Source organism: Rhizobium sp. PDO1-076 (genome assembly GCF_000247475.1).
In the GTDB taxonomy this organism is placed as follows: Bacteria; Pseudomonadota; Alphaproteobacteria; order Rhizobiales; family Rhizobiaceae; genus Allorhizobium.
The window spans coordinates 1-3,414 of the sequence record NZ_AHZC01000182.1; the positions used below are offsets into that span (position 1 = coordinate 1).

Consider the following 3,414-nt stretch of genomic DNA (forward strand, 5'->3'; position numbering starts at 1 on the left):
CAGGTCTCATTAGGAACAAACGTTGCGGAAATCATCTTGGCCAGTGATCATTGCGGTATTCCGCCAGCAGGATTTGGTGGGCGGGGTGATCAAAGGCCTGGCGCGCCAGCCATCGGACGTGGGCGCGCGCCCATGGCGTGCGGCCGGTATAGATCCGGCCGTGGCGCAGCAAGAAAGACTGGAGTTGCTGACGTGCCTGCTTCAACGCGTCGTTGGCAGCCTCGCGAGCCCGCACCAGGTCGCGAATGGCCTCATGACCTTCGTCCGGAACCCAGACCGAGGTCAGCTCACCCGCCCGGTGCAGGCGCGCCAGGCTGACGGCATCGCGGCGGTTGGTCTTCACCCGGTCGCCCGGTCGCTTGGGCACCAGAGACGGCGCGACCACCATGCAGTCATGTCCCAGTTCAACAATCTGGCGATAAAGACCGTAGCCGGTCGGGCCGGCTTCATAGCAAAAGTGAAGCTTGGCTCCGCCCTTGGAAAGCTTGTCGACCATAGACGCCACCGACGCCGGCTCCGAAGAGATATCGCCGAAGAACCGCACTTCGCCGTTGCGCGCTCCATTCGCAACCGCCACTGAAATCTTCAGCTTCGACGTATCCAAGCCGATGAAAATTACGCTATTCTCTTTCATGGTTCGCCCTCGCTAAGCTTGGGGCTCGGCTCCGGCCGATCCAGAGCAACCCCCGAATTCAGCTTATCGCGGGGGCGGGCCACCTTCGCCCCGCGAACATACGGTCTAGGGGGAGGTTTTTAGAGGCGTCCGACCGTCTGATGTGTATCAAATGCTACAGATCAGACCCGCGGGTGGTGCTAAGCGACTCGCAACGAATGATGAAGAACGTTGGGATCTTACGGATTGCCTGCGAAGGAGAGCTGTCCGGTAGATGAACCGCGTGCATGGTTTCCCCACTCTTGTCAACATGGCTATCAAGCAGAAAGTGTATACTTCTCTTATGCGTATAGCCATTTCCACTCCCGTGGAAACTGTCCTCCACGGGTGCGATCAGTGTCGCACGTCTCGTGTGTTTAAGTCACCGATGGCCGTGAATAGCTAGGAGCCATCATGAACGAGGCTGTCCATCTGATTTCAATCGGCACTGCCGTTCCTGCAAATATCATTGAACAGCGCGATGCCGCCAGAACCGCACACAAGGCATTTGCGTCCCGTTTCGGAGATTTCGATCGGCTTGCAAAGGTCTTTGAAAGTTCGGGGATTAGGAGGCGATATGCAGTGCGACCGATCGATTGGTATCTCACCCCGCTGGACTGGCCCGCGCGCAATGCGGCCTACATCGATGGCGCTTGCGACCTCTTTGTCGTTGCTGCAGCAAATGCTCTGGAAATTGCCGGTCTCGACGGTAGCAAGGTAGACACCGTTATCACGGTTTCTTCGACAGGCGTCGCCACCCCGAGTCTGGAAGCCCGTGTCGCTAAAAGGCTCGGGTTTCGCGCAGACATCGAGCGGGTTCCGGTCTTCGGTCTTGGATGTGCCGGTGGCGTCTCCGGATTGTCAATTGCGGGTCGTATGGCTGCCTCGCGGCCAGGGTCCATCGTTCTTGTCGTTGCTGTTGAAACTTGCACCTTGTCTTTTCGGATGGACCAGGTGACGAAGGCAAACATCATCGCCACGGCTCTGTTCGGGGATGGCGCTTCCGCCTGCATTCTGCGAACTGACGCGCCTGGTATTGCGACCGTGGAAATGAGCGGCCAGCATATATGGCCAGATTCCCTCGAGATCATGGGTTGGAGCGTTGACAATGAGGGGTTCGGGGTAATTTTCGACCGGGCCATTCCACCTTTCGCGGAGGAAAACATCGCCGCCGCCGTTTCGGGCATCCTGGCACGTTCAGGACATTCACTCGCCGATATTGACCGCGTTGCATGCCATCCTGGTGGCGCGAAGGTGATCGATGCGCTGGAAAATGCCTTGACGCTCAGCCGAGGGACGCTGAACCACGAGCGTGACGTCTTGGCGGACTACGGCAATATGTCGGCGCCGACGGCATTGTTCGTTCTCGACCGGCTCGCTCAAGCCGGCCTGCCTTCGCGCACGTTGCTAACCTCGCTCGGACCTGGCTTTTGCGTCAGTTGCGTATCTTTGAAGAGGGCAATGTGACCGCAACGATTCTCCTATTGGCCGTCGTTACCCTTGAGCGACTGGGCGAGCTTTGGCTGGCACGTCGCAACACAAAGGCACTATTGGCGAGAGGCGCTACCGAGGTGGCTCCAGAACATTACCCGCTCATCGTCGTCCTTCACGGGATCTGGATCGCAGGTCTTTGGCTCATCGGGTGGGATAACTCTCTTAACCCGATATGGGTCATGCTGTTCCTTATACTGCAGGTCCTGAGGATCTGGGTGCTGTCGACTCTCGGCCCCCGTTGGACGACACGGATCATCGTTCTGAGGAATGCGGATCTCGTTAAAAGCGGTCCCTATCGGTTCCTCAATCATCCAAACTACGCTGTCGTCATCGGTGAAATCGCCGTGCTTCCGCTCTGTGTTGGAATGCCGATCTATGCTTTGGTGTTCTCAATGGCAAATGCTGCGGTTCTCACTATTCGTATACGTGCAGAAAGCGAGGCGCTATCAGAAGCGCAACATGTCTCAGCACTGTGATTTGACTGGAGTGCAGCGGTCGCCAGTTGCCATCTGGAGCGGCTTCTTCGCCATGTGCGCCGGCATGTTTTGGCCATCCTCGATGTGCAGGTCGTGGCATCATCGTTGCCGACCATCCAAATGACCCTGCAAATCCACCCCGATCAGATAAGCTGGGTACAGACGGCCTATTTGATCGCCGAGGTTGTTGCTATACCGCTTACGGGTTGCCTGACACGTCTGCTGAGCATGCGGTGGCTGTTTGCGTCGGCCCTAGCGGTCTTCACCGCTGCCTCGATCGGATGTGCCTTCAGTGGAAGCTTTGGGGATCTCGTCGCGTGGCGCATTCTCCATGGTTTTTCCGGAGGCACGCTCATACCGGCGGTGTTTTCTGCGGTATTCATCCTGTTTCCGTCCAACAGACGGGGATCCGAGCACGCCAGGGCAACAAGTTGTACCTCTTCCTTGCCGCTTAGCTTTCGAGCCGCCCCAGGCCGTGGCTCTTCACTAAGGGCGGCCTCCAGGCTGATCTCGACAAAGCGCTCTGATGTCCACTGTCAATGATTTGGGCAACGTCGCCTCTGCTTTAGCCAGCGCATTATTATGCATAGGTGCTCGTCGCGGTCGAAGACGACATAGACCCTGTTGCCGAGGGGACGCAGTCGGCGATCCGGCACAGGCCTTTGAGGGGCATCGTAAACTTAACGGAGGAAATGCCAGCGAAAGGCGCCATCCGGAGATATCTGTCATGCTCTTGCAATTTTCGCCCACAGGCTCATCGCCGCAGTGCGCAGTGCGCAGTTCGCGATGGTG

General features: G+C 57.8%; 2 protein-coding genes and 3 pseudogenes. 3 read left to right on the forward strand and 2 right to left on the reverse strand.

From position 1 onward, the window contains the following. Window positions 1-58 precede the first annotated feature (58 nt). Window positions 59-634: pseudogene (locus PDO_RS11590) on the reverse strand (IS110 family transposase); the annotation flags it as partial. A 432-nt stretch (window positions 635-1,066) separates the two neighbouring features. Between PDO_RS11590 and PDO_RS11595 the strand changes: the two are divergent. The 3 genes and pseudogenes from PDO_RS11595 to PDO_RS27125 form a co-directional block, all read left to right on the forward strand. Further along, window positions 1,067-2,119, forward strand: a complete 1,053-nt coding sequence (locus tag PDO_RS11595; protein WP_009109596.1) for a type III polyketide synthase — start codon at window positions 1,067-1,069, stop codon at window positions 2,117-2,119. Continuing rightward, window positions 2,116-2,622, forward strand: a complete 507-nt coding sequence (locus PDO_RS11600; RefSeq protein WP_037073614.1) for an isoprenylcysteine carboxyl methyltransferase family protein — start codon at window positions 2,116-2,118, stop codon at window positions 2,620-2,622. Before PDO_RS11595 ends, PDO_RS11600 begins: the two co-directional genes overlap by 4 nt. After that, window positions 2,606-3,027 (forward strand): annotated as a pseudogene (locus PDO_RS27125) (MFS transporter); the annotation flags it as partial. The gene PDO_RS11600 and the pseudogene PDO_RS27125, both read left to right, overlap by 17 nt. Here the strand turns inward: PDO_RS27125 and PDO_RS29050 are convergent. Next, window positions 3,027-3,152, reverse strand: a pseudogene (locus tag PDO_RS29050) (helix-turn-helix domain-containing protein); the annotation flags it as partial. The pseudogenes PDO_RS27125 and PDO_RS29050 overlap by 1 nt on opposite strands. Between the last annotated feature and the right edge of the window lie 262 nt (window positions 3,153-3,414).

What these genes read in the sequence shown, in the direction of transcription:
- PDO_RS11595 (WP_009109596.1), top strand. Translation starts at nt 1,067, where the DNA reads ATGAACGAGGCTGTCCATCTGATTTCAATCGGCACTGCCGTTCCTGCA.